This is a genomic window from Achromobacter xylosoxidans (assembly GCF_001457475.1).
In the GTDB taxonomy this organism is placed as follows: Bacteria; Pseudomonadota; Gammaproteobacteria; order Burkholderiales; family Burkholderiaceae_B; genus Achromobacter; species Achromobacter xylosoxidans.
In genome coordinates, this window is sequence record NZ_LN831029.1 from 2868454 (window position 1) to 2891395 (window position 22942).

Annotated in this window: 21 protein-coding genes; 14 read left to right on the forward strand and 7 right to left on the reverse strand. The window is 68.4% G+C overall.

The window, feature by feature from the left end; all coding sequences use genetic code 11:
* The first annotated feature begins 35 nt into the window (after positions 1-35).
* The 9 genes from surE to rlmD all read left to right on the forward strand — a co-directional run bounded on the left by surE (position 36) and on the right by rlmD (position 9036).
* Positions 36-794 (forward strand): 5'/3'-nucleotidase SurE, encoded by a 759-nt coding sequence (gene surE, locus AT699_RS13015; protein WP_020927471.1) that lies wholly within the window; start codon positions 36-38, stop codon positions 792-794.
* Positions 779-1603, forward strand: coding sequence for a protein-L-isoaspartate(D-aspartate) O-methyltransferase (locus AT699_RS13020; protein WP_050807754.1), 825 nt, complete (start codon positions 779-781; stop codon positions 1601-1603). The genes surE and AT699_RS13020 overlap by 16 nt, the downstream gene beginning before the upstream one ends.
* Before the next feature lie 17 nt (positions 1604-1620).
* Complete coding sequence (locus tag AT699_RS13025) at positions 1621-2481, forward strand: peptidoglycan DD-metalloendopeptidase family protein (RefSeq protein WP_024068722.1); 861 nt, start codon at positions 1621-1623, stop codon at positions 2479-2481.
* Complete coding sequence (locus AT699_RS13030; protein WP_024068723.1) at positions 2478-3257, forward strand: 3'-5' exonuclease; 780 nt, start codon at positions 2478-2480, stop codon at positions 3255-3257. Before AT699_RS13025 ends, AT699_RS13030 begins: the two co-directional genes overlap by 4 nt.
* Before the next feature lie 169 nt (positions 3258-3426).
* On the forward strand, positions 3427-4035 hold the full coding sequence (locus tag AT699_RS13035) for a hypothetical protein (RefSeq protein ID WP_024068724.1): 609 nt from the start codon (positions 3427-3429) through the stop codon (positions 4033-4035).
* 360 nt (positions 4036-4395) lie between these two features.
* Positions 4396-5148, forward strand: coding sequence for a TorF family putative porin (locus AT699_RS13040; RefSeq protein WP_020927475.1), 753 nt, complete (start codon positions 4396-4398; stop codon positions 5146-5148).
* A 174-nt stretch (positions 5149-5322) separates the two neighbouring features.
* Positions 5323-6207, forward strand: coding sequence for a LysR substrate-binding domain-containing protein (locus tag AT699_RS13045; protein WP_232254231.1), 885 nt, complete (start codon positions 5323-5325; stop codon positions 6205-6207).
* 107 nt (positions 6208-6314) lie between these two features.
* Positions 6315-7484 (forward strand): MFS transporter, encoded by a 1170-nt coding sequence (locus tag AT699_RS13050; protein WP_024068726.1) that lies wholly within the window; start codon positions 6315-6317, stop codon positions 7482-7484.
* Positions 7485-7530: 46 nt separating this feature from the next.
* A complete protein-coding gene (rlmD, locus tag AT699_RS13055) occupies positions 7531-9036 on the forward strand; it encodes a 23S rRNA (uracil(1939)-C(5))-methyltransferase RlmD (protein WP_024068727.1) in 1506 nt (501 codons plus the stop codon).
* Positions 9037-9102: 66 nt separating this feature from the next.
* On the opposite strand, the gene cueR is transcribed toward rlmD, so the two are convergent.
* Together cueR and AT699_RS13065 are read right to left on the reverse strand one after the other, a co-directional pair.
* Positions 9103-9495, reverse strand: a complete 393-nt coding sequence (gene cueR, locus AT699_RS13060; RefSeq protein WP_006388165.1) for a Cu(I)-responsive transcriptional regulator — start codon at positions 9493-9495, stop codon at positions 9103-9105.
* A 26-nt stretch (positions 9496-9521) separates the two neighbouring features.
* Positions 9522-11795, reverse strand: coding sequence for a heavy metal translocating P-type ATPase (locus AT699_RS13065; protein WP_024068728.1), 2274 nt, complete (start codon positions 11793-11795; stop codon positions 9522-9524).
* A gap of 162 nt (positions 11796-11957) precedes the next feature.
* Here AT699_RS13065 and AT699_RS13070 point away from each other — a divergent pair, with 162 nt between their 5' ends.
* The 3 genes from AT699_RS13070 (at position 11958) to AT699_RS13080 (ending at position 14697) form a co-directional block, all read left to right on the forward strand.
* Positions 11958-12158, forward strand: coding sequence for a heavy-metal-associated domain-containing protein (locus AT699_RS13070; RefSeq protein WP_006388167.1), 201 nt, complete (start codon positions 11958-11960; stop codon positions 12156-12158).
* 169 nt (positions 12159-12327) lie between these two features.
* The gene (locus AT699_RS13075; RefSeq protein ID WP_006388168.1) at positions 12328-13056 is read left to right on the forward strand and encodes a glutathione peroxidase; all 729 of its coding nucleotides are present in this window, start codon (positions 12328-12330) and stop codon (positions 13054-13056) included.
* 204 nt (positions 13057-13260) lie between these two features.
* Positions 13261-14697 carry a dihydrolipoyl dehydrogenase gene (locus AT699_RS13080; protein WP_024068729.1) on the forward strand — a complete coding sequence of 479 codons (1437 nt, stop codon included), beginning with the start codon at positions 13261-13263 and terminating at the stop codon, positions 14695-14697.
* Positions 14698-14758: 61 nt separating this feature from the next.
* Here AT699_RS13080 and AT699_RS13085 read toward each other — a convergent pair whose 3' ends face one another.
* The 3 genes from AT699_RS13085 to AT699_RS13095 form a co-directional block, all read right to left on the reverse strand.
* A complete protein-coding gene (locus tag AT699_RS13085; RefSeq protein ID WP_024068730.1) occupies positions 14759-15649 on the reverse strand; it encodes a 23S rRNA (adenine(2030)-N(6))-methyltransferase RlmJ in 891 nt (296 codons plus the stop codon).
* Between the two features lie 12 nt (positions 15650-15661).
* On the reverse strand, positions 15662-16411 hold the full coding sequence (ugpQ, locus tag AT699_RS13090; RefSeq protein ID WP_006388171.1) for a glycerophosphodiester phosphodiesterase: 750 nt from the start codon (positions 16409-16411) through the stop codon (positions 15662-15664).
* A 453-nt stretch (positions 16412-16864) separates the two neighbouring features.
* Positions 16865-18157: a M20/M25/M40 family metallo-hydrolase gene (locus AT699_RS13095; RefSeq protein ID WP_006388172.1), complete on the reverse strand. Its 1293-nt coding sequence runs from the start codon at positions 18155-18157 to the stop codon at positions 16865-16867.
* A 339-nt stretch (positions 18158-18496) separates the two neighbouring features.
* Between AT699_RS13095 and AT699_RS13100 the strand changes: the two genes are divergently transcribed.
* Complete coding sequence (locus AT699_RS13100) at positions 18497-20467, forward strand: SurA N-terminal domain-containing protein (RefSeq protein WP_006388173.1); 1971 nt, start codon at positions 18497-18499, stop codon at positions 20465-20467.
* 46 nt (positions 20468-20513) lie between these two features.
* On the opposite strand, the gene AT699_RS13105 is transcribed toward AT699_RS13100, so the two are convergent.
* Positions 20514-21173 (reverse strand): arylesterase, encoded by a 660-nt coding sequence (locus AT699_RS13105; RefSeq protein WP_006388174.1) that lies wholly within the window; start codon positions 21171-21173, stop codon positions 20514-20516.
* On the opposite strand from AT699_RS13105, the gene AT699_RS13110 reads away from it, so the two are divergent.
* Positions 21172-21843: an ABC transporter ATP-binding protein gene (locus AT699_RS13110; RefSeq protein ID WP_006388175.1), complete on the forward strand. Its 672-nt coding sequence runs from the start codon at positions 21172-21174 to the stop codon at positions 21841-21843. The genes AT699_RS13105 and AT699_RS13110 overlap by 2 nt on opposite strands.
* A gap of 100 nt (positions 21844-21943) precedes the next feature.
* Here the strand turns inward: AT699_RS13110 and AT699_RS13115 are convergent, their stop codons facing one another.
* On the reverse strand, positions 21944-22927 hold the full coding sequence (locus tag AT699_RS13115; RefSeq protein WP_024068732.1) for an ABC transporter substrate-binding protein: 984 nt from the start codon (positions 22925-22927) through the stop codon (positions 21944-21946).
* Positions 22928-22942: the final 15 nt, after the last annotated feature.

Here is a 22942-nt window from a genome sequence, read left to right on the forward strand (position 1 = left end):
GCGTCACCCGCGTTTTATTTTCTTTCGGATGCACAATGCGAATTCTGGTTTCGAACGATGATGGTTATTCCGCCCCTGGGCTCGAAGCGCTGGTCAAGGCGCTGCAAGGCCTGGGCGACCTGACCGTCGTCGCGCCCGAGACCAACCACAGCGGCGCATCCAATTCCCTCACGTTGAACCGGCCGCTGTCGGTGCGCACCGCTTCCAACGGCTTCATCGCCGTCAACGGCACGCCGTCCGACTGCGTCCACGTGGCCCTGACCGGGCTGATGGACGCGCGCCCGGACCTGGTGGTGTCCGGCATCAACAACGGCGCCAACATGGGCGACGACACGCTCTATTCGGGCACCGTGGCGGCCGCCAGCGAGGGCTACCTGTTCGGCATCCCGGCCATCGCCTTCTCGCTGGCCGAGAAAGGCTGGGAGCACATCGATTCCGCCGCCCGCGCGGCGCGCATGGTGGTCGAACGCCATCTGGCGCAGCCCTTGGCCGCGCCGGTGCTGCTGAACGTCAACATCCCCAGCCGCCGGTTCGAGGACATGCACGGCTTTCAGGTTACGCGCCTGGGCAAGCGCCATCCGTCGCAGCCGGTGGTGCGCACCACCACCCCTTATGGCGATCCGGTCTATTGGATCGGGCCGGTGGGGCAGGCGGCCGACGCCACGCCTGGCACCGATTTCCACGCGGTCGCGCAGGGCATGGTGTCTGTCACGCCGCTGCGGCTGGACCTGACCCAGCACAGCCAGCTCGACGAAATCCGGACCTGGGCGGAGCCGCTATGCGTCGACGCGTAAGCCAGCCGGACGTCTCCCAGGCGGTTCCCGGGCGGCCCAGCCCGGTGCGCTACGACTCGGGCCGGCTCAGCCCCGGCGTCACGCCGGCCAACAGCAACACCCGGGTCTCGGCCGCGACCCTGCAAAGCCAGGCGAAGGCGCCGACGCCCGCGGCGGGCGGCAACCTGGGGCTCAATTCGGATCGCCTGCGCCAGGCCATGGTGCAGCGCCTGCGCGTCCAGGGCGTGACCGACGAACGCGTGCTCAACGCCATGGCCGCGGTGCCGCGCCACCTGTTCGTCGACGAGGCCCTGGCCAGCCGCGCCTATGAAGACGCGGCCCTGCCGATCGGCCATTCGCAAACCATTTCGCAACCCTGGGTGGTGGCGCGCATGATCGCCGCCATCTGCGAAGACCGCACCCCCACCCGCGTGCTCGAAGTGGGCGCCGGCTGCGGCTACCAGGCGGCGGTGCTGGCCCAGTTCGTGCGCGAGGTCCATTCGATCGAACGCATCCGCGGCCTGTACGAGCTGGCGCGCGAACACCTGCGCGCCTTGCGGCTCACCACCCGGATCCGCTTGATCTACGGCGACGGCATGCTGGGCCTGCCCGGCGTGGCGCCGTTCGATGCTATCGTTGTGGCTGCCGCCGGCCTGACCATCCCGCAGGCGCTGCTGTCGCAGCTTGCGCCGGGCGGACGCCTGATCGCTCCCGAAGGGGGCTCCAATCAACGCCTGGTGCTGATCGAACGCACCGGCGCGGCCAGCTGGAAACGTACTGAATTAGAGGCCGTGCGCTTTGTGCCGCTGCGTGCCGGAATACAATCTTGAGCAAACAGGAGAAACGTATGCTCAACGGGCAGTTGCAACTGACCGATATGAACCTTGGCGTGTCCATGACGCGCCTGCGCCGTCCGGTTTTCGTGGCCGGCGTCCTCAGCCTGGCCATCCTGGCCGGCTGCGCATCCAAAGGCACGCGCGCGCCGGTCGTCGACCTGGCCGGCGGCCAGCCGTCCGCAGCCGCCCAGCCGGGCGGCAGTTATGTCGTCAAGCCGGGCGATACGCTCTACAAGATCGCGCGCGCCAACAACGTCGATATCGAGAACATCAAGCGCTGGAACAACCTCAGCGATCCCAATCAGATTTCGGTGGGGCAAGTGCTGAAGATGTCCGGTTCGTCGGGCGGTGTCGCGCAACCGGCGCCCATTGCCAGCAACAAGGCGCAGCCGCGCCCGCTGGACCAGCCGGCCGATACCTCGGGCACCGCCACGGCATCACTGCCGCCGCCCGCGCCCGCTCCCACGCCCGCTGAAACCAAGCCCGCCACGCGCGCGGCCGACGCCGGCGTGATCAACTGGGCCTGGCCGGCCGGCGGGCAGATCATGCAGGGCTTCAACAACAACAGCAAGGGCATCGACATCGCCGGCGCGCTGGGCGATCCGGTCACCGCCGCGGCGGATGGCAAGGTCATGTACAGCGGCAACGGCGTGCGCGGCCTGGGCAACCTGATCATCGTCAATCACCAGAACGGCTTCATCACGGCGTATGCGCACAACCGCACGCTGCTCGTGAAGACCGGCCAGGACGTCAAGCGCGGCGCCAAGATCGCCGAGATCGGCCAGAGCGATACCACTTCGCCGCGCCTGCACTTCGAGATCCGCCGCCAGGGCACGCCCGTGGATCCGATGCAGTACCTGCCCGCCAAATGACGCCCACCCTGGTATTCGACCTCGAGACCATTCCCGACGCGGATGGCCTGCGCAAGCTCAACGGCTGGAGCGCAGACGTTCCCGACGCCGAAGTGGTCGAGCGCGCGCTGACCGCGCGCCGCGAGGCCGTGGGGCACGACTTCCTGCCGCTGCACCTGCACAAGGTCGCGGTGGTGGGCTGCGTGTTCCGCGACGACCAGGGCTTTCGCGTCAAGACGCTGGGCCAGGCGGATGATCCGGAAGCCGCCTTGCTGGCCGGCTTCTTCAAGACCATCGAGCGCTACACGCCCAAGCTGGTCAGCTGGAACGGCTCGGGCTTCGACCTGCCGGTGCTGCACTACCGCAGCCTGATCCAGGGCGTGCCCGCGCCGCGCTACTGGGACATGGGCGAGGAAGACCGCGATTTCAAGTTCAACAACTACATCTCGCGCTATCACTCCCGCCACACCGACCTGATGGACCTGCTGGCCAAGTACAACGGCCGCGCCAACGCGCCGCTGGACGAGCTGGCCAAGCTGTGCGGCTTTCCGGGCAAGCTCGGCATGGACGGCAGCAAGGTCTGGGAGGCCTGGAGCCAGGGCCGCGCCGACGAGGTCCGCGCCTATTGCGAAACGGACGTGGTCAACACCTGGCTGGTGTATTGCCGCTTCCGCTTCCTGCGCGGTGAACTCGACCGCACCGCCTACGACGCCGAGATCGCGCTGGTGCGCGACACGCTGACGGCCAGCGAGGCGCCGCACTGGAAGGAATACATGGCGGCCTGGGACGCCAGTTGAGTGGCGCGCGCGGTTGGCGCGACAGGCTCGACAGACGGGGTCCGCTGGGCCCCGTTTTCACGTCCAGCACTGGCGCAATCGACTGAAACATAGCTTGCGGGGGCGAAACCTGGATGAAACCGGGCCGATCGCACAATGGCCTCGCTTTCTTCACTTTCAGGAGACCTACATGTCCCGATTCGCACTCCGCTCCAACCTGGCCGCGCTTGCCATGGTCGCCGCCGCCGGCGGCTTGCTGGCCGCTCCCGTCATGGCGGCGGCGCCCGCCGACGGTGGTCCCGCCGCCATGCACGAAGGCCATCGTGGCGGCGGCTTCCACAAGGGCATGCGCGACGGCCTGTGGATCCCGGGCCTGGGCCCCGTGTCCAAGGCGCAATTCGACCAGCTCAAGCTGGACGACAAGCAGCAGGCCCTGCTCAAGACCGCGCAGGACGGCCAGCGCAGCCTGCACGAAGCGATGCGCGCTTCCGGCGGCCAGCGCCACGATCTGCTCAAGGCGCAGCTGGACAGTGGCAAGCTGGACCCGCGCGCGCTGCTCGAGCAGTCCGATAAATCGCGTGACCAGTTCGGCACGCAGGCCAAGCAGGTGCGTGACCAATGGTTGGCCGTGTGGGACAGCTTGAACGACGCCCAGCGCACCCAGGTGACCCAGATGCTCAAGGAGCGCCAGGCCAAGATGCAGGAGCGCCACGCCCGCATGGAAGGCCGCCATGGCAAGGGTCCGGGCAATGCCCCGGGGGCCGTGCCGCCGCCGCCGGCCGCGCCCGCCGCCAATTGAGGAGGATCCGGCCGGACGGCATGCCGTCCGCCGCCGCCCTTGCCGGCGCCCCAGGTGAGGCCGCGCCCGCCAACCCCGTCCCGCCAGCCCGCGGGGCGGGGTTTTTCTTTGCGTGCCCCGGACCGCGGCGCGCAGGCCCCATTTTGAGGCGGCCCCGCCAGTGCACGTGGCGCTGCGCACCGCGATGGTGCGCAGCGCCGCGCGGATTCAGCGCGGCGCCAGTGTGCTGACACGCAGATGAAACCTGGCACGGACATTGCTTGAGGAAAGGTGAGCCGGTTACCTGCCGTTGCAAGACCGGCCTGACGGATGCGCCCATGGCCTTCCTCCTCTCGTCAAATCCGATCAGGACACCGCACCATGAAGAAGACGTTGCTAGCCTTGCCCGTTGCGCTTGCCGCTTGTTTCGTTGCAACGGCCCAGGCCGAACCCACTGACCTGGGCGGCGGTTTCTCGCTCAGCGGCAATGCCACGATCGCCAGCGACTACCGCTTCCGCGGCTATTCGCAGACCGACTTCCGGCCGGCCGCACAACTGGGCTTCGACCTGAACCACAGTTCCGGCTTCTACCTGGGCAACTGGAACTCCAACGTGTCCAGCTTCGTCTTCACCGACGGCAACCTTGAAATGGACTTCTACGGCGGCTGGAAGGGCGACGTGGGCGGTGGCTTCACGCTCGATGCCGGCGTGCTGCACTACTACTATCCGGGTTCCAGCTCGCCCAAGGGCGGCAACTACAACAACACCGACCTGTACCTGGCCGGGACCTACGGCAACTACACGCTGAAGTACTCCTACACGCCCAGCGACTTCTTCAGCACGCCCGACAGCAAGGGCACCTGGTACCTGGACGGCACCGCCAACTTCGACCTGGGCGACGGCTGGGGCCTGGTGGGGCACCTGGGTTACCAGAAGCTCAAGAACCAGGTCAACATGGACGGCGATTCCATCAGCCATTACGTCGACTACAAGCTCGGGGTGACCAAGGACCTGAAGGGCTGGGTGCTGGGCCTGGCGGCGGTGGGCGCCACCAAGGACAACTGGCTGCCGACCAAGTACGGCCATCCGTCGGGCCGCCTGGGCGCGGTGTTCTCGGTGTCGCGCTCGTTCTGATTCCCATCCGTGGCGGCGCCCTGACCGGCGCCGGCTTTGGGGGGCTTGATGGAGACTGCCCGGCGGGCCGTCTCCGGCAAGTCCCCCTTTTTTCCGGGGGCGGGCGCGGCCTGGTAAATATACTGGGCGCTTCATCGCCAGACGCCAGATGCCCCAATGATCGAAACCCGCCTGTTGCGGCAATTCATCGCCGTTGCCGAAGAGCTGCACTTCAACCGCGCCGCCGAGCGCTTGCACATGGCCCAGCCGCCCTTGAGCCAGGCGATACGCCGCCTCGAACAGGAGATCGGCTCGGCCCTGTTTGAGCGCAATAACCGCAGCGTGGCGTTGACGCCCGCGGGCGCCGCCTTTCTCGAGACGGCGCGCGGCACCTTGGCCGCGCTGGAGGAGGGCGTCGCGCACACGCGCCGGGTGGCGCAGGGCATGGCGGGGCACTTGACGCTCACCTTCCTCAATATCGCGCCCTATGCCGAACTGCTGCGTGCCTTGCGCGACTATCGCCGCGATACGCCGGCGGTCGCCTTCACGCTACGCGAGGCTTCGACGCGCGAGCAGGTGGCTGCGCTGGAAAGCGGCGCGGCCGATGTCGGCTTCCTGCGCACGCCCGGCACGACGACGCCGGATCTATGCCTGGAGCCCATCCTGCGCGAACCGATCGTCGTGGCGCTGCCCGCGGGCCATTCGCGGGCGGGGCAGGACGCGGTTGCGCTGGCGTCCCTGGCGGACGAGGCGTTCGTGGCGTCGCCGCGGGCGTCGGGCCAGGGCTTTCACGACCAATTGGTGCAGTTGTGCCGGACCGCGGGCTTCGCGCCGCGGATCGTGCAACATGGCCGCCAGTTGCAGACGCTGGTGGCGCTGGTGGCGGCGGGCTTCGGCATCGCTATGCTGCCGGCGTCGTTGGCGCTGCCTGACCGGTCCGATATCGTGTTCCGGCCATTGCTGGCGGACGCGCCGGATAGCCTGCTGCAACTGGAGCTGCTGATGGCATGGAACCATGTCCGCGTCTCGCCGGTGAGGGATCGCTTCATTGACGCGATCCGGCGGGCCATGGTCGGCTGAGAAATAAGACAAAAAACGTCTCACTGGACCATAAACAAGATATTTTACGAACCGCATCGCGATCCCTAAGCTCAGAGGCATCTTCCTTTTCCGAGTCCGGGGTCGCGATGCCTGCCGCCGTCTACCTGTTTTCCCTTTGCACGTTTGCCTTTGGCCTGTCCGAGTTCGTGGTGGCCGGGCTGGTGTCGGCCATGGCCCATGACCTGCTGGCGCCGGTCCAGGCCGTGGGCGGGGCGGTCGCCGCCTATGCTTTCGGCGCTGCCGTGGGCGCACCGTTCCTGACCGCATTGGCGGCGGGATGGCAGGACCGCCGCCAGCTGGCGCTGGCGATGGCGGCGCTGACGATCGGCAGCGCCGCCATCGGCCTGGCCTCGACGCTGAGCGGCGTTCTGGTCCTGCGCTTCGCCGTGGGCCTGGCGCATGGCGTCTTCATGGCGGTGGCGTCGGATGCCGCGACGCGCCTGGTCGGCCCGGCGCGCGCGGGCAGGGCGCTGTCGCTGGTGTGGCTGGGGCTGACACTGGCATTGGCCGTCGGGGTGCCGCTGGGCACCTATCTCGGCAGCGTCTGGTCGTGGCGTGCCGTGTTCCTGGCGATGGCGGCGCTCGGGCTGCTGGGCATGGGCGGCCTGCTGCTGCTGATGCCGCCGCGTCCGCCTGCGGGCCAGGCCGCCGGCGCGGCTGCCGCGCTGCGTGCCCTGCGGCACCCGCAAATGCTCATGACGGCCGGCGTGGGCGCCCTGGTCAGCGTTGCCGTGTTCGCCTTTTTCACCTTCATTTCGCCTTATCTGCTGCAGGTGGCGTCGGCCGATGCGCGCTGGTTGAGCCTGGCGATGCTGCTGTTCGGCGCGTGCACGGTCGGCGGCAATCTGCTGGGAGGCTATCTGGCCGATGGGCCGGCGCCCGATCGCAATGCACAGAGGGCGTTGGCCGCGCTGGCCCTGAACCTCTGCGGCCTGTTCCTGCTGCGGCATTCGCCGGTCGCGGTGGCGGCGTTGGCGGGAGGGCTGGGGCTGTGCTTTTTTGCCATCGTCACGATGCTGACGCTACGGCTGCTGGCGTTGGCGCGGCGCTACGTGCCGGCGTCCACGGCCGCCGCGGCCGGCTTGAACATCGCGTCGTTCAATCTGGGGACGGCCTTGGGCGGCGCGTTGGGCAGCTTGGTGATCGCGGCGGGAGGCCTCGCCGGCCTGCCGCTGGCGGGGGCGGCGGCGGCCGTGGTCGCGGCGGCGGCGCTGCGCTGGCAGGCGGCCAGGACCCCGCTGAGGCAGGCCGCCTGATTCCTCTTACAATGCCGGGTTGCGTGAATTTTCTGGACTGCGTGAGATGTCTGACGTTTTGAGTATCGAATCCCTGGACCTGGAAGCCCGGGGTATCGCCCGCCGCGATGGCAAGGTCGTGTTCGTGGAAGGCGCCTTGCCCGGCGAGCGGGTCACGGCGACCACCGTGCGCCGCAAGCCGTCCTATGAAATCGCGCGGGTCGACCAGGTCATGCGCCCGTCGTCGCAGCGCGTCGCGCCGCGCTGCCCGCATTTCGGCGTCTGTGGCGGCTGTGCCATGCAGCATCTCGAACCGTCCACGCAGGTGGCGATCAAGCAGCGGTCGCTCGAAGACACCTTCTGGCACGTCGGCAAGCTGCGTCCGGCCCGCATCCTGGCGCCGCTGCATGGCCCGACCTGGGGCTACCGCTACCGCGCCCGCCTGTCGGTGCGCGTGGTGCCCAAGAAGGGCGGGGTGCTGGTGGGTTTTCACGAGCGCAAGAGCAGCTACGTGGCCGACATGCGCGAATGCCATGTGCTGCCGCGCCACGTCAGCGACCTGCTGATGCCGCTGCGCGCCATGATCGCGTCGATGTCCGCGCCCGACCGCCTGCCGCAGGTGGAAGTGTCGCTGGGCGACGGCGTGACCGCGCTGGTGCTGCGCCACCTGCTGCCGCTGACCGACCACGACATCGCCGTGCTGCGCGCCTTCGCCGACAAGCACGATGTGCAATGGTGGCTGCAGCCCAAGGGCCCGGACACGGTGCATCCGCTGGTGCCCGAGCATCGCGACGCGCTGACCTACACCATGCCCGAGTTCGGCCTGCGCATGCCGTACCGGCCGACCGACTTCACCCAGGTCAACCACGCCATCAACCGCGCGATGGTGTCGCGCGCGCTGCAATTGCTGGAAGTGCAGCCGACCGACCGCGTCGCCGACCTGTTCTGTGGCCTGGGCAACTTCACGCTGCCGCTGGCCACCCAGGGCCGCGAGGCCGTGGGCGTGGAAGGCAGCAAGGCGCTGACCGACCGCGCCCATGAGGCCGCCGCGCGCCACGGGCTGGGCGAGCGCACCAGTTTCGCCACCCTCAACCTGTTCGAGGTGGACGCCGAATGGCTGCGCGGCCTGGGCTTCTTCGACCGCATGCTGATCGATCCGCCGCGCGAAGGCGCGCAGGCCGTGGCGCAGGCGCTCTCGCAACTGAAGGCCGAGGAACGCCCGCGCCGCATCGTCTACGTGTCCTGTAATCCCGCCACGCTGGCGCGCGACGCCGCCATCATGGTGCACGAGGGCGGTTACCTGCTCAAGAGCGCCGGTGTCATCAACATGTTCCCGCACACCGGGCACGTGGAGTCCATTGCCGTGTTCGAATCGCTGGATGCCGAGGGCGTGCGCGAAGTGCAGGAGCGCGCCCGCCAGCGCGCCTTGCAGCAGGCTGCCGAGGCGGCGGCCGCCGAAGCGGAAAAGGAAGCAGCGGCTGCCGAGAAGGCCGCGTCCAAGCAGGCGGCCACCGAGGCCTACCACGCCCGCGTCGCGGCCGAAGGCGAGGCGCCGGCGCAAAGCCAGGCGTGAGACCCCGACCCGGCGTGGACCGGGCCGCATGCAAGAAGGGCAGGCCGGTTGGCTTGCCCTTTTTTCTTAGTGGGAGCGCCCCAGGTCTTCCAGGATGGGGCAGTCGGGTCGATCATCCCCGTGGCAGTTGTGCGCCAGGTGCTTGAGCGTGGCCGCCATGTCGCGCAGGGCGCAGGCCTTGCGTTCCAGTTCGGCCACGTGTTCGAGCGCGATGCGCTTGACGTCGGCGCTGGCGCGGCTGCGGTCGCGCCACAACGCCAGCAGCTCGTTCATCTGCTCCACCGAGAAGCCCAGGTCGCGCGCGCGCCGCACGAAGCGCAGCGTATGCAAGTCATGCTCGCTGTAGACGCGGTAGCCCGAATCCTTGCGCAACGCCGGGCCGATCAGGCCGATGCTTTCGTAGTAGCGGATCATCTTGGCGGAGATGCCGGATTCCTGGGCGGCTTGTCCGATGTTCATGTGAGGTCTCCTGGTTGGCTGGCGCGTCAGTGCGCGGCGCGCGGGCGGAAGGTCTTCAGGCGCAGCGCGTTGCCCAGCACGAACACGCTGGACAGCGCCATGGCGCCGGCCGCGAAGATCGGCGACAGCGACAGGCCATAGGCCGGATACAGGGCGCCCGCCGCCAGCGGGATCAGCGCGGCGTTGTAGGCGAAGGCCCAGAACAGGTTCTGGCGGATGTTGGCCAGCGTGGCGCGGCTGAGCGCGATGGCGTTCGGCACGCCGTGCAGGTCGTCGGCCATCAGCACCACGGATGCGGCCTCGATGGCGACGTCGGTGCCGGTGCCGATGGCGATGCCGGTATCGGCCGCGGCCAGCGCCGGCGCGTCGTTGATGCCGTCGCCGACGAAGGCCAGCTTGCGGCCGCCGGCGCGCAGCGCGGTGATGGCCTCGACCTTGCCGTCGGGCAGCACTTCGGCGCGCACTTCGTCGATGCCCAGCTGGCGCGCCACGGCCTGCGCCGTGTGGCGGTTGTCGCCGGTGATCATGGCGGTCTTCAGGCCCTGCGCGTGCAGCGCCGCGATGGCGTCCACGGCCGACGGCTTGACCGGATCGGTCACCGCGATCATGGCGGCGGCCCGGCGGTCGATGGCGACGTAGATCGGCGTCTTGCCTTCGTTGCCCCACTGCTCGGCGCGCTGGCCGAAGGCGCTGACGTCCACGCCGCGCTCGGCCATCAGCCGGTCGGCGCCTGCCAGCACGCGCTTGCCGGCCACGCTGGCTTCGACCCCGGCGCCGGTGATGGCGGCGAAGCCTTCGGCCGGCAGCAGGTCGATCTTGCGGTCGGCGGCGGCCGCCACGATGGCCAGCGCGATCGGGTGCTCGGAGCGCGCCTGCACCGACGCGACCCATTGCAGCACGTCCGCATCACGGAAGCCTGCGGCCGGCTCCAGTTCGGTCAGGGTCGGCTTGCCCAGCGTCAGCGTGCCCGTCTTGTCGAAGGCCACCACCTGCACGTCGCGCAGCGTCTGCAACGCGTCGCCCTGGCGGAACAGCACGCCCATTTCGGCGGCGCGGCCGGTCCCGACCATGATCGAGGTCGGCGTGGCCAGGCCCATGGCGCAAGGGCAGGCGATGATCAGCACCGCCACCGCGTTGACCAGCGCATGCGACAACGCCGGCGCCGGCCCCAGGAAGAGCCAGGCCAGGAAGGTCAAGAGCGCCATGCCCATCACGGCCGGCACGAACCAGGCGGTGACCTGGTCGACCAGCGCCTGGATCGGCAGGCGCGCGCCCTGGGCGGCTTCAACCATGCGGATGATGCGCGCCAGCATGGTGTCGGCGCCGGTGTGGGTGACGCGCAGCGTGAAGCTGCCCGACGTATTGAGCGTGCCGCCGGTGGCCTGCATGCCCGGCTGCTTTTCCACCGGCACCGGTTCGCCGGTCAGCATCGACTCGTCGACGTACGAGCTGCCTTCGATGATCTCGCCGTCCAGCGGGATCTTCTCGCCGGGACGCACCACCACGATATCGCCCTTGCGCACCTGTTCGATGGCGATGTCCTGCGGCTGGCCGTCGCGCAGCACGCGCGCGGTGCGCGGCTGCAGGCCGATCAGGCGCTTGATGGCGGCGCCGGTCTTGCCCTTGGCGCGCGCTTCCAGCGTGCGGCCAAGCAGGATCAGCGTGACGATGACGGCGGCGGCTTCGTAATAGACGTTGCGGGCGCTTTCCGGCAGCCAGTCCGGCGCGAAGGTGGCGACCACCGAGTAGCCCCAGGCCGCGCCGGCGCCCAGCGCCACCAGCGAGTTCATCTCGGGGGCGCGGCGCCACAGCGCCACCAGGCCTTTGCTGAAGAAGTGGCGGCCGGGCCAGGCCAGCACGGCCGTGGTCAGCACGAACTGCAATAGCCAGCTGTTCTGCTGGCCGATGTTGGCCAGCACCCAGTGGTGCATGGCGGGGATCAGGTGCGAGCCCATTTCCAGGGCGAACACGGGCAGCGTCAGCACCAGCGCGGCGATGAAGGCGCGCTGCAGGCGCCGCGCCTCTGCGTCACGCGCCTCGGACTGGCGTTCGGCGTGGTCGTCCTGGGCGGCGATCGGGCGCGCCTCGTAGCCCATCTTGACCACGGCCTCGACCAGGGCGTCGGGCCGGGCCGCGGCCGGGTCATAGGCCACCAGGGCGCGTTCGGTGGCCAGGTTGACCTGGGCCTGGGCGACACCCGGGACGCGGGTCAGGGCCTTTTCCACGCGCTTCACGCAGGACGCGCAGGTCATGCCCTCGATGGCAAGTTCAAGCTCGACGGAAGGGTTGGCAACGCTCATGGCAGTCTCGGTTGAGGTAGGAAGACCTCAGTTTCATCCTTCCAATGATGGGAAGGTCAAGGATTATTCTACGCTTGACCTTCCTATAATGGGAAGGTCTAAGCTGGATTCCAGTTCGCACCGAAGGCGGCGCGACCATCCTTGATTCACACGGAGAACACCATGAGCATCCAATTCCAAGTCCTCGACATGACCTGCGGCCATTGCGTCAAGACCATCACTGGCGCGGTGACGGCAGCCGTGCCGGGGGCCAGCGTGGCGGTGGACCTGTCCACGCACCGCGTGACGGTCACCGGCAGCGACCAGGCCGACAAGGTCGAAGCCGCCATCCGCGACGCCGGCTACGAGCCGCAGCCGGTGTAAGGGCGGGCCGCCGCCAGGCGTATGATAGATAACGTCTGGCGGCGATGAGTTTGTTATTGTCAAAAACTATCAATCAATTAAACTAATTAAATTTGATTAATTAATAGTTGGGATTTATCATTCTTTCCATGGTGGTTGAACAGACCCCGCTACCCCAAGGAGAGATTGAATGCTGCAAAACCGTGAAGGCCAACGTGTTCCCAACGTAACGTTCCCCGTCCGCGAGGGCAACACCTGGAAGAAGGTCACGACCGACGACCTGTTCAAGAACAAGACGGTCGTGGTCTTTTCGCTTCCCGGCGCTTTCACGCCGACCTGCTCGTCGACCCACTTGCCGCGCTACAACGAACTGGCTCCGGCCTTCTTCGCCGCCGGCGTCGACAGCATCGTCTGCGTGTCGGTCAACGACACCTTCGTCATGAACGAATGGGCCAAGGACCAGGAATCGGCCAACATCACGCTGCTGCCCGACGGCAACGGCGAATTCACCGAAGGCATGGGCATGCTGGTCGACAAGAGCGACCTGGGCTTCGGCAAGCGCAGCTGGCGCTATTCCATGCTGGTCAAGGACGGCGTGGTGCAGAAGATGTTCATCGAGCCCGAAAAGGAAGGCGACCCGTTTGAAGTGTCGGATGCCGACACCATGCTGGCCCACTTCGCCCCGTCGGCCAAGAAGCCCGACCAGGTCGTGGTGTTCTCCAAGCCCGGCTGCCCGTTCTGCGTGGAAGCCAAGGCGCTGCTCGAAGACAAGGGCTATGCCCCGATCGAGATCCCGCTGGAGAACAAGGTGCGCGGCCGCGTGATCGGCGCCGTGTCCGGCAAGGGCACCGCTCCGCAGGTGTTCATCAACGGTTCGCTGATCGGCGGCCTGGAAGACCTGAAGGCGCACTTCGCCTGATGCTGGCCGGGAAGGGGACGCAGTCCCTTTCCCTTGCCGCGGCCGCTCCCGCAAGGAGCGGTCCGGCGCGCCGGTTTCCCTTTTTCCGCATCTTCGCGCGGCCCCCAGGGGGTGCCGCGGGACGGCGTTCGTCCCGAGGGTGCGCAACAAGGCGGAATCCGCCTTTGACAACGTTTGCTCCACGCCACACCGGGGGATCCACTCATGAAGACTTTGCACACCGATATCGCCGTCCTGGGCGCCGGCACCGCCGGCCTGGCCGCCTACCGCGCCGCCAAGGCCGCGGGCAAGCGCGCGCTGCTGATCGAAGGCGGCCCCTACGGCACCACCTGCGCCCGGGTCGGCTGCATGCCGTCCAAACTGCTGATCGCGGCCGCCGAGGCCGCGCACCAGGCGGCGCACACCGCGCCGTTCGGCGTGCACGTCGAGGGCGAGGTCACGGTCAATGGCGAAGAGGTGATGGACCGCGTCAAGCGCGAGCGCGACCGTTTCGTCGGCTTCGTGCTCGAGGGCGTGGAGAACATCCCGGCGGAAGACAAGATCCGCGGCTATGCCCGCTTCGAATCGGACACGGTGCTGCGGGTCGACGACCACACCGAGATCCATGCGTCCCGCGTGGTGATCGCGACCGGCTCGCGGCCGTCGGTGCCGCCGCCGTTCCGCGGGCTGGGCGACCGCCTGGTGCTGAACGACGACGTGTTCGCCTGGGATGACCTGCCGCGCCGCGTGGCGGTGTTCGGCCCCGGCGTGATCGGGCTGGAGCTGGGCCAGGCGCTGGCGCGGCTGGGCGTCGAGGTGCGCGTGTTCGGCGTCAGCGGCAGCCTGGGCGGCATCAGCGATCCGCAGGTGCGCCACAGCGCCCGCAAGATCTTCCAGCAGGAGTTCTACCTGGACCCGGATGCGCGCGTACTGGAAACCCAGCGCGTCGGCGACGAGGTCGAGGTGCGCTACGTGGCGCTGGACAACACCGAACGCACCGAGCGCTTCGACTACGCGCTGGTGGCCACCGGCCGCCGCCCCAATGTGGATGGCCTGGGCCTGGAGAACACTTCGCTGCAGCTGAACGCGCAGGGCGTGCCGCTGTTCGACCGCGAGACCATGCAGGCGGGCGCTTCGGCCATCTTCATCGCCGGTGACGCCAATGCCGACGCGCCGCTGCTGCACGAGGCCGCCGACGAAGGCCGTATCGCCGGCGAGAACGCGGCGCGCTATCCCGAAGTGCGCCAGGGGTTGCGCCGCGCGCCGCTGGCGGTGGTGTTCTCGGACCCGCAGATCGCGCTGGCCGGGCAGGGCCACGCCCGCCTGACGCCGGGCACTTTCGTGACGGGCGAGGTCGATTTCGGCGACCAGGGCCGTTCGCGGGTGATGCTGAAGAACCGCGGCCTGCTGCACGTGTACGCCGATATCGCCACCGGCCGTTTCCTGGGCGCGGAGATGGTCGGCCCCAGCGCCGAGCACATCGGCCACCTGCTGGCGTGGGCGGTGCAGCAGGAGCTGACCGTGGCGCGCATGCTGGAAATGCCGTTCTACCATCCGGTCATCGAGGAAGGCCTGCGCACCGCGCTGCGCGACGCGGCCGCCAAGCTGGCGCGGGCGCAGGAAGCGCTGCGCCAGGTGGAGGCGGAAGACGCCGCGGCCTGAACGCCGTCTCCATGCAAAAGGGCTGCCCCGTGGGCAGCCCTTTTTTCGTTCCGGCCTGGAATCAGTCGTCGGACTGCTTCTTGGGCGCGGGGAACGGATTCTCGCGGAATTGCAGCGTGAAGCCGGCGCGTTCGTCCTGGCCCAGCTCACGCGCCAGGTAGGGCATGGTCTGCTTGAGGGCGTCGTGCAGCGTCCACGGCGGGTTGATCAGGAACATGCCGCTGCCGTGCAGGCCGTAGCCGTCGATGGTGGCCTTCTTGACGGTGAGGGTGGCGTGCAGCCAGCTCTTGACCTTGAGGTTCTCGAAGTGACGCGCCATTTCGCTGGCCTCGCGCCGCTGCACCAGCGGATACCAGACGGCGATGGTGCCGGTGGCGAAGCGTTTGACGCATTCCTTGACGGTGATCAGCGTGCGGCGGTAGTCGTTCTTGTCTTCATAGGACGGGTCGATCAGCACCATGCCGCGGCGCGTCGGCGGCGGCAGCAGGGCCTTGACGCCCTCGAAGCCGTCGTCGCCGTAGATGGTGGTCTGGCGCTGCGCGGTGCGGTCCATGTGTTCGAGGTTGCCGACCAGCGTGTCGATCTCGGTCGGGTGCATTTCGAACAGGCGCAGGCGGTCGGACGGGCGCAGCGCGTCCAGCGTCAGCCAGGGCGAGCCGGGGTAGCGCTTGAGACGGCCGTTGGTGTTGAAGGCGCGGATGCGGGCGACGTAGTCGGCCAGCAGGGGCGGCAGGTCGTCGCGTTCCCACAGGCGGCCGATGCCATCGGCGAATTCCGAGGTCTTGGCGGCCCAGTCGCTGTCCAGGCTGTAGAGGCCGGCGCCGGCGTGGGTGTCGATGACCCAGTAGGGCGCGTCCTTGCGGTTGAAGTAGTCCAGGGCGTGGACCAGGATGGCGTGCTTGAGCACGTCGGCGTGGTTGCCGGCGTGGAAGGCGTGGCGATAGCTGAACACGGGGCGGGGGCCTCAGGCGGCCGGCCGGATGGCGGCCAGTTCGTCGGTGAAGATGCCGTCGATGCCCCAGTCGAGCAGCAGGCGCGCGCGCTCGGGGTCGTTGACGGTCCAGGCGGCGATGCGGTAGCCGGCGGCGTGCACGGCGTCGATCAGTTCGCGCGTGGCGTCCTTCTGGTTGATGTTCAGGGCAACACAGTCGTACTTGACCAGGCGGTCGAGCCAGTCGGCCGGCACCTTCTCGACCAGCAGGGCGCGCGGCAGTTCGGGCGCGGCGTCCTTGGCGGCCTGCAGGGCTTCCTCGGCGAAGGAGGACAGCAGCGGAGCCACGGCGGCGCCTTTCCAGAGTTCACGGGCTGCCAGGGCGACGGCGGCGCCGGTCTCGGCTTCGCGGCCGGGGCAGGGCTTGATCTCGACGTTGCTGGCGATGCCGTTGGCGACGGTGTAGCGGGCCACGGCGGCGAAGGTGGGCAGGGGCTCGCCGGCGTAGGCGGCGGAGTGCCAGCTGCCGAAGTCCAGTTGCGCCAGTTCGCTGAAGGTCTTGGCGGCGGCGGGACCGTGGCCGTTGGAGGTGCGGTCGACGTCGTCGTCGTGCATCAGGACCAGGACGTTGTCACGGCTGAGCTTGACGTCGTATTCGAACATGGTGAAGCCGTGTTCGGCGCCGACGCGCATGGCGGCGAGGGTGTTCTCCGGGGCCAGGCGGCCGCCGCCGCGGTGGGCGATGTGGCGGGAATAGGGCCAGGTGGGGAGGGATGCGGTCATTTCTGTTGATGCTTTGGGGTTCTTTGGGACAGGGTGGAAGGATACTCTGTTCTGGGGGTTCCTTTCCTTTCGTGCGGGGGCGGGTTTTTGCTTCGTGCCTGTGTGGCGGCTTCGGTTCTTTTGGGCGCGGCTGCGGGGCCGTGGCGCGGGGCCGGGGCTACGAGGCTTGTCCGGCGCCTGCGCGCCGGACAGCGCGTCCTCATCCTCGTCGCCTGCGGCTCCTTCGGATTCCGTCGCGCGCGCCTCTACACGCCCCGGCCCCGCGCCACGGCCCCACAGCCGCTCGCGGTGGTGAAAGTTCGGGGCGTCGCTGGGGCGGGGGGTGTGCTTGGGCTTCGTGGGAAGGATTGCGGCGCTTGAAGGATTTGCTGGCGCCCGTCCGGCCAGGCCGCCCTGCGCGGCCCGGCCGGACATACGTGGGGGGTGCTTGCGGCGGGCGCATCTTCCTGGCTCTTATTTCATCGGGGCCTTGTCCTGGGAGACGTCCATGATCATGCGGGCGGCCAGGTAGAGGCGGGGGACGATGGAGGGGATCTGGATGTACTCGGCGTCGTTGGAGTGGGCGCCGAAGCCGCTCAGGCCCATGCCTTCGATGACGGGGCCGCGGGCCTTGAGGGCGGCGAAGGCGGCGTCGGTGCCGCCGCCGCTGGCGCGGTCGATGACTTTCATGGGCAGGCCGAGTTCCTGGTAGATGGCGACGCCGTGGTTGGCGAGGGCGCGCGAGGCGGGGGTGGCTTCCAGCGGCGGGCGGCGCACTTCGAATTTGAGGCTGACCTTGGCGTCGGGCAGCAGCTTTTTCTGGATGCGTTCCTGCAAGGTGCGTTCCAGGGCGTCGAAGTCGGCGACCTTGAGGGCGCGGGCGTCGGCCTGGGCGGTGGCCTGGCCGGGGATGACATTGCGGTTGGTGCCGGCCTGGGCCACGGTCCAGTTCAGTTTCAGGCCTTCCTCGGGCTTGGAGAGGTCTTTCAGTTGCAGGATCTGGTGCGACAGCTCGGTGAGGGCGTTGACGCCGCCTTCGGGGCGGGCGCCGGCGTGCGAGGTCTTGCCCTGCACGGTCAGGTAGGCGGCGCCGATGCCGCTGGTGGCCAGGGTCAGGCGGGCCTCGGCGCCGCCGCCTTCGAAGGAAAACACCGCGTCCTGGTCGGCGCCCAGGCGGGTGATGGTGGCGCGGGCGCCGGGGGAACTGATTTCCTCGTCGCCGTTGATCAGCACGGTCAGGGTGCCGTAGTCCTTGAAACCCAGTTTCTGCAACAGGGCCAGGGTGTGCAGGATGGTGGCCACGCCGTGCTTGTCGTCGGCGATGCCCAGGCCGTAGGCGCGGTCGCCATCGATGCGGAAGGGCTGGTCCTTGAGCATGCCGTTGCGGTAGACGGTGTCCATGTGCGCGATCAGCATGATCTTCTTCTGGCCGCTGCCCTTGAATTCGGCGTGCACCATCGGGCCGACGCGCTCCGGCGTGTCATCCAGGCGGAAGATGTCGGCGGGTTGAATGATCTCGACCTTGCCGCCCAGGGCCTTGAAGCGTTCGCCGATGAGCGCGGCGATGCGTTCCACGCCCTCCACGTCCTTGCTGCCCGATTCGATGCCGACCAGGTCGCGCATGGTGTCCAGCATGGGCTGCTGCTGGGCCTTGGCGGCGTCGTGCACGGCGGCCAGCGGGGCGGCCTGGAGGGCGGATGCGCCGCCCAGGCAGGCCAGGGCGAGGAGGGTGCGAAGGACGAGCGGACGTGAGGACGGGAGCGGCATCGAAAGTCACCTCTGCATGAAAAGGGGAAGGAAGGCGCCGGCCACGGCGTGGCGGCCCGGGTTTCACGATACGAGTGGGGACGGAAGGCGAAAACCGGGGTTTCCCGGGTTGACCGGGACGGGCTTCCGTGGGGGTGGAAACCCCGTGCCGCGGGGGCGGGAGGGGCGCTGGGCGCACCGGTGTAAGCAGACGCTGCGGGACGAATGAGAAATGCTAAAATCCGCCCGCTGACCCGGTTTGACCGGTATGGGAATAGGGCGAATGAGATTCGCCTTTTTTTATGCGTTTTCGTGCGGCCCGGGCGGAAGTCTCCTCCCGAGTGCGGCAACAGGGATTCCATGTTCGAATTTATTCGCAGCCACCGGCGCTGGATGCAGTTCATCCTGCTGCTTCTGATTGTGCCGTCCTTCTTCCTCGTCGGGATCCAGGGCTATGAGAGCTTCATGCGCAAGGAGCCGGAATTGGCGACGGTCGCCGGCCAGCCGATTTCCCGCGCGGAGTTCGACCAGGCGCACCGCAACCAGCTGGAACAATACCGCCAGCGCCTGGGCGCGCAGTTCGACCCGGCCGTGATCGACACGCCGCAACTGCGCGAGGCGCTGCTGAACCAGCTGATCAACCAGCGCCTGCTGGCGAACGTGGCCGTGGACAACCGCTTCTCGGTGTCCGATGAAACGCTGCGCAACACCATTGCCGCGATTCCGGAAGTGCAGGACAACGGCCGCTTCTCGCCCGAGCGCTACCGCCAGGTGCTGGCGGCCCAGGGCATGTCGCCGACCTCGTTCGAGGCCGGCCTGCGCCGTGACCTGGCCGTGGCCCGCGTGCTGGAACCGGTCGGGCAGTCGGCCCGCGCGCCCGCCGAAGTGGTGGCGTCGCTCGAAACCGCCCTGACGCAGCAGCGCACCGTGCAACTGCGCCGCTTCGCCGCCGCCGATTTCCGCTCGCAAGTGACTGTCACCCCGGCCGACATCCAGGCCTGGTACGACGCCAACAAGCAGCAATTGCAGGTTCCCGAGCAGGTCCAGGTGCAGTACCTGGTGCTGAACGAAGCCGCCGCCACCGAGGGCGTGCAGGTCAAGGACGAGGACCTGACGTCGTATTACGAACAGAACAAGAACCGCTTCGGCCAGCCCGAGCGCCGCCGCGCCAGCCACATCATGATCGAAGTGCCCGCGGGCGCTTCGGAAGATGCGCGCAAGGCCGCCCGCGCCAAGGCCGAGGCCCTGGCTACGCAGGCCGCCGCCAACCCGGCGCAGTTCGCCGAGCTGGCCCGCAAGAATTCGCAGGACGCCGGTTCGGCCGCCAATGGCGGCGACCTGGGCTGGCTGGCGCCGGGCATGCTGTCCGGCCCGCTGGAAAAGGCGATCTTCAGCCAGTCCAAGGACCAGGTGTCCGGCGTGGTCGAAAGCCCGTCGGGCTTCCACGTGGTCAAGGTCACCGAGATCCAGCCGGCCGCGATCAAGCCGCTGGCCGAGGTCAAGGACCAGATCACCGCCGAAGTGCGCAAGCAACTGGCCGCCGTGCGTTTTTCGGAGATGGCCAGCCAGCTGAACAAGCAGGTCTACGACCAGCGCGACAGCCTGCAACCGGCCGCCGACGCGGTGGGCCTGAAGCTGCGCACCGCTTCGGGGGTGACGCGCGAGGGCCTGTTGCCCGCCGACCAGGCCGGCCCCGGTTCCGCCGTGGACAGCCCGGACGCCGCGCTGCTGGACAATCCGCGCGTGCGCCAGGTGCTGTTCTCGCCCGACGTGCTGCGTGAAAAGCAGAATTCCGGCGTGATCGAGCTGTCGCCCGACACCATGCTGGCGGTGCGCGTGGCCGCGGTGCAGCCGGCCCATGTGCCGCCGCTGGACAAGGTCAGCGATTCGATTCGCGCCAAGCTGCTGGACGAGCGTTCGGCCGAAGCCGCCAAGAAGGCCGGCGAGGCCGCGCTGGCGGCCGACCAGGCCAACCCGGCCGCCGCGCCGGAAGGCTTCGGCGGTCCGCTGGTGGTGTCGCGCCAGGATCCGAAGAACCTGCCGCGCTCGGTGCTGGACGCCGTGATGCGCCTGCCGGCCGCCAAGTTGCCGGCCTACACCGGCGTGCAGTCGGGCGCCGATTACACGCTGGTGCGCCTGGAGAAGGTCGAGGCCGGCACGGTCGAGGCCGCCGACAAGGAACGCCTGGCGCAGCAATTGGCGGGCGCCTGGGGCCAGGCCGAGAACGAAGCGCTGGTGCGCATGCTGCGCGAGGAATACAAGGTGCAGGTGCTGCCGGCGGCCGCCGAGGCCATCCGCGGCGGCGACGCCTCGCAGCAGGCGGCGGGCTGACCGGCCTGCCGCGTCGCGCGCGGGCCGCCCAGGCCCGCGTTATTCATCATTGCAGCAAGGGCCGCAGCACCGGCCACACATTGTCCAGCAACCTGGCCTGGGCATCCTCGTTGGGATGGATGCCATCGGCCTGGAACATCGCCCGGTCCGTTGCGATACCTTCCATCAGGAAGGGCACGAGCCGGGCGTTTTCGTCTTTGGCGACGGTCGGGAATACCTGCGAAAAGCGCTGGGTGTAGTCACGGCCATAGTTGGGCGGGATCTGCATGCCGACGATGACCACCTTGGCCTCGGCCTTGCGCGCCGCCTGCGCCATGGTGCGCAGGTTCTGTTCGGTCATGTTCAGCGGCAGCCCGCGCAGGGCGTCGTTCGAACCCAGTTCCAGCACCACCACCGCCGGCTCGTGCTGGCGCAGCAGGGCCGGCAAGCGGGCGACGCCGCCGCTGGTGGTGTCGCCGCTGATGCTGGCGTTGACCACCTTGTACTTCGGGTATTGTTCGGAAAGCCGCGCGGACAGCAGCGGCACCCAGCCGGTGCCGCGCTTGATGCCGTATTCGGCGGCCAGGCTGTCGCCCACCACCAGCACGGTGCGCTGCGCGGAACCCTGGGCCGCGGCGGCGGTCTGAGCGTGGGCGGGCGCCATCAGCGTGGCCGTGGCGAGCGTGGATATCAGTAGTGAACGGCGAATCAGGGGAATCAGGCGCATGGATAGCAAGAATTCGATCGAGGTGAAAGGGCTGGGCAAGCGGGTGGCCGATGCCGGCGGGACGCTGTCTATCCTGGAAGACATCGATTTTACGGTGGCGTCGGGCAGCGCCGTGGCCATCACCGGCAGCTCCGGGTCGGGCAAGTCCACCTTGCTGGGACTGCTGGCCGGGCTGGATGTTCCCAGCAGCGGCAGCGTGCGGCTGGCCGGGCAGGACCTGTTCGCCCTGGACGAGGACGGCCGCGCGCGCCTGCGGGCCAATCACGTGGGGTTCGTGTTCCAGTCGTTCCAGCTCCTGCCGAACCTGACGGCGCTGGAAAACGTCATGCTGCCGCTGGAACTGGCGGGCCAGCCGGCGCGCGAGGCGGCCCAGGCCATGCTCGAGCGCGTCGGCCTGGGCGCGCGCCTGCATCACTATCCGCGCACCCTGTCCGGCGGCGAGCAGCAGCGTGTATCGCTGGCGCGCGCGTTCGTGGTGCGGCCCGACCTGCTGTTCGCCGATGAACCCACGGGCAGCCTGGACGCCGCCACCGGCGTCACCGTCATCGATCTGATGTTCGACCTGCACCGGGAGCACGGCACCACGCTGGTGCTGGTGACGCACGATCCCCAACTGGCGGCGCGTTGCGGCCGGCAGGTGGTGCTGGCGGCGGGACGCATGGCCGCGTAGGCGGGATGCGGCCGGCCCCTGCGGCCCGCGCCGGCGATACCAGCCTGAAACGAAAACGCCACCCGAAGGTGGCGTTTTTGCTTGGCCTTTGGCGCGAGCCTTACTTGGCCTTGGCCACGGCCTGGTTCCAGGCGGCGACGACGGCTTCGTACTCCTTGGCGGCGGCGTCCTGGCTGACCGGGAAGATCTTGATGCTGTTGAAGTCGGGCAGGGTGGTCAGGCTGGCCACCGCGATGTCGCTGCGGGTCGGGCGGCGGAAGTTCTTCACCAATTGCGCTTCCTGGGCCTCCTTGCTGAGCAGGCCGTCGTACAGCGCCTTGGCGGCGTCCAGGTTCTTGGCGCCCTTGATGATGAACATGCCTTCGGGCGCCAGGTAGCTGCCCTCGGTCGGGTAGACCAGCTTGATTTCCTTCTGGCCGCCGGCCACGTATTCCTGGGCGGCGTATTCCAGCGTCATGCCGACCGCGTATTCGCCGGCCGCCACGCCCTTGTAGGTGGTGCCCGACGAGGCCGTGACCACGGCGTTGGCGGCGATCTTGTCCAGGCCTTCCTGGCCGAACTGCTTGTACAGGCCGTAGACCAGCATGTAGGCGGTGCCGCTCTTGGACGGATCGGTGATGGCGAACTTGCCCTTCCATTGCGGCTGCATCAGGTCCGACCAGGTGGCCGGCGCCGCCAGGCCCTTCAACTGCCGCTCGTTGACCATCAGCACCATGATGTGCACGTTGGTGCCGACCCACAGATCGTCCGGGCCGCGGAACTCGGCCGGGATCTTGTCGATATCGGCCGGGCGGTAGGGCTGCAAATGCTGGCGGTAGGCGCCCAGCGTGCCGAAGCCGCCGCTCCAGAACAGGTCGCCGCGCGGGTTCTGGGCTTCGGCTTCGATGCGCTTCATCATGGTGCCGGTGCCGCCGGTGACCGGCTGCACGTTCAGCTTGGGCGACTGCTTCTTGACGGCGTCCAGCGCGGTCTCGATGGTCTCGGTGTTGTTGGACGAGTACAGGACCACGTTCTGCGCGTGCGCGGCGCCCGAAGCCATGACGGCGGCCAGCAGGCCGGTGTGCAGGAGGTATTTGAAGTGCATGGTTAGCCTTTGTGG

Excerpts from the sequence above, each read along its gene's own strand:
- AT699_RS13020 (WP_050807754.1), top strand. The coding sequence starts at position 779 with ATGCGTCGACGCGTAAGCCAGCCGGACGTCTCCCAGGCGGTTCCCGGG.
- surE (WP_020927471.1), top strand. The coding sequence starts at position 36 with ATGCGAATTCTGGTTTCGAACGATGATGGTTATTCCGCCCCTGGGCTC.
- ugpQ (WP_006388171.1), bottom strand. The coding sequence starts at position 16,411 with ATGACCGCATCCCTCCCCACCTGGCCCTATTCCCGCCACATCGCCCAC.
- AT699_RS13050 (WP_024068726.1), top strand. The coding sequence starts at position 6,315 with ATGCCTGCCGCCGTCTACCTGTTTTCCCTTTGCACGTTTGCCTTTGGC.
- AT699_RS13040 (WP_020927475.1), top strand. The coding sequence starts at position 4,396 with ATGAAGAAGACGTTGCTAGCCTTGCCCGTTGCGCTTGCCGCTTGTTTC.
- AT699_RS13070 (WP_006388167.1), top strand. The coding sequence starts at position 11,958 with ATGAGCATCCAATTCCAAGTCCTCGACATGACCTGCGGCCATTGCGTC.
- cueR (WP_006388165.1), bottom strand. The coding sequence starts at position 9,495 with ATGAACATCGGACAAGCCGCCCAGGAATCCGGCATCTCCGCCAAGATG.
- AT699_RS13105 (WP_006388174.1), bottom strand. The coding sequence starts at position 21,173 with ATGCGCCTGATTCCCCTGATTCGCCGTTCACTACTGATATCCACGCTC.
- AT699_RS13100 (WP_006388173.1), top strand. The coding sequence starts at position 18,497 with ATGTTCGAATTTATTCGCAGCCACCGGCGCTGGATGCAGTTCATCCTG.
- AT699_RS13035 (WP_024068724.1), top strand. The coding sequence starts at position 3,427 with ATGTCCCGATTCGCACTCCGCTCCAACCTGGCCGCGCTTGCCATGGTC.
- AT699_RS13115 (WP_024068732.1), bottom strand. The coding sequence starts at position 22,927 with ATGCACTTCAAATACCTCCTGCACACCGGCCTGCTGGCCGCCGTCATG.
- rlmD (WP_024068727.1), top strand. The coding sequence starts at position 7,531 with ATGTCTGACGTTTTGAGTATCGAATCCCTGGACCTGGAAGCCCGGGGT.
- AT699_RS13080 (WP_024068729.1), top strand. The coding sequence starts at position 13,261 with ATGAAGACTTTGCACACCGATATCGCCGTCCTGGGCGCCGGCACCGCC.
- AT699_RS13095 (WP_006388172.1), bottom strand. The coding sequence starts at position 18,157 with ATGCCGCTCCCGTCCTCACGTCCGCTCGTCCTTCGCACCCTCCTCGCC.
- AT699_RS13110 (WP_006388175.1), top strand. The coding sequence starts at position 21,172 with ATGGATAGCAAGAATTCGATCGAGGTGAAAGGGCTGGGCAAGCGGGTG.
- AT699_RS13065 (WP_024068728.1), bottom strand. The coding sequence starts at position 11,795 with ATGAGCGTTGCCAACCCTTCCGTCGAGCTTGAACTTGCCATCGAGGGC.
- AT699_RS13030 (WP_024068723.1), top strand. The coding sequence starts at position 2,478 with ATGACGCCCACCCTGGTATTCGACCTCGAGACCATTCCCGACGCGGAT.
- AT699_RS13025 (WP_024068722.1), top strand. The coding sequence starts at position 1,621 with ATGCTCAACGGGCAGTTGCAACTGACCGATATGAACCTTGGCGTGTCC.
- AT699_RS13075 (WP_006388168.1), top strand. The coding sequence starts at position 12,328 with ATGCTGCAAAACCGTGAAGGCCAACGTGTTCCCAACGTAACGTTCCCC.